The 1,355-nt window shown below is 65.9% G+C and carries 1 protein-coding gene; it reads left to right on the forward strand.

Features of this window, described 5'->3' with window-relative positions:
- Nucleotides 1-161: 161 nt before the first annotated feature.
- Nucleotides 162-1,355, forward strand: a 1,194-nt coding sequence (locus tag FJ980_RS31990; RefSeq protein ID WP_181181385.1) for a transglycosylase domain-containing protein, incomplete at its 3' end; no start/stop codon positions are given.

Consider the following 1,355-nt stretch of genomic DNA (forward strand, 5'->3'; position numbering starts at 1 on the left):
CCGGCACCTTCTCCCCGTATAGTGACGGGGAGAAGACGGCTTGCACCAAGGCTTTCGCCAATTTTCAACGTTACAGAAAAGGCGCCGACGATTGCGACAGCTCCCTTCTCCCCGCCACTATGCGGGGAGAAGGTGCCGGCAGGCGGATGAGGGGCAGCGCCATGCCCTCAAGAAAATTCCTGCGCCGCGCGGCTATCGCTAGCACCTCCTTGGTGGCTGTTATTGCTGTTTCCGCCGCTACCCTGTGGCAGCTCGACCGCGCCTTCCCGCCTCCGCTTCCTGAAAAGCTTACCGTCTCGACGGAAGTCCAGGACCGCGACGGCCAGCTTTTGCGCGCCTTCGCCACGCCTGATGGCTATTGGCGGCTCGAAACCCGCCTCAACCAGGTCGACAAGCAGTTCGTCGACATGTTGGTCACCTATGAGGACAAGCGCTTCTGGAACCATGAAGGCGTCGATGTGCTGGCGCTTGCCCGCGCCGCCGGCCAGTTCGCCACCAGCGGCCACATCGTGTCCGGCGGCTCGACGCTGTCGATGCAGCTTGCCCGCCTGATCGAGCCGCGCGACAGCCGCAGCCTCGGCTCCAAGCTCAAGCAGATGCTGCGCGCCATCCAGATCGAGCGGCGGCTGTCCAAGCGCGGGATTCTCGAACGCTATCTGACGCTGGCGCCCTATGGCGGCAATCTCGAAGGCGTGCGCGCCGCTTCGCTCGCCTATTTCGGTAAGGAGCCGAAGCGGCTCACCGTCTCGGAAGCCGCGCTTCTCGTCGCCCTGCCGCAACTGCCGGAAAAGCGCCGGCCCGACCGCAATCTCGCGATCGCGCACGCCGCCCGCGACCGCGTGCTGTCCCGCATGGCCTCGGCTGGCCTGCTTGGCGAACGCGAGGCCGCGCGCGCCGCGCTCGACGATGTGTCTGGCCTGCGCCGTAGCTTGCCGGCGCTCGCCGCGCACGCCGCCTATGCGATGCTGCCCAAGGCGGTTCCCGGCCAGCCGCTCAAGCTGACGATCCGCAAGAGCGTCCAGGAAGGGCTGGAACAGGTAGCGCGCGACGCCGCCGCCAAGCTTGGGGCGCGTCTCTCCGTCGCCATGGTGCTGGCCGATTCCCGCACCGGCGATATTCTAGGTGAAGTCGGCTCGGCCAATTTCTTCGACGCCAGCCGCTCCGGCTGGATCGACATGACCAAGGTGGTGCGCTCACCCGGCTCGACGCTGAAGCCGTTCATCTACGGTCTTGCCTTCGAACAGGGACTGGTGGCGCAGGAAATGCTGATCGAGGACAGCCCGGCCGATTTCGGCGGCTACCGGCCGAAGAATTTCGATATGGGCTACCAGGGCGCCGTCAGCATCCGCAAGGCG

Source organism: Mesorhizobium sp. B1-1-5 (assembly GCF_006443065.1).
In the GTDB taxonomy this organism is placed as follows: domain Bacteria; phylum Pseudomonadota; class Alphaproteobacteria; order Rhizobiales; family Rhizobiaceae; genus Mesorhizobium.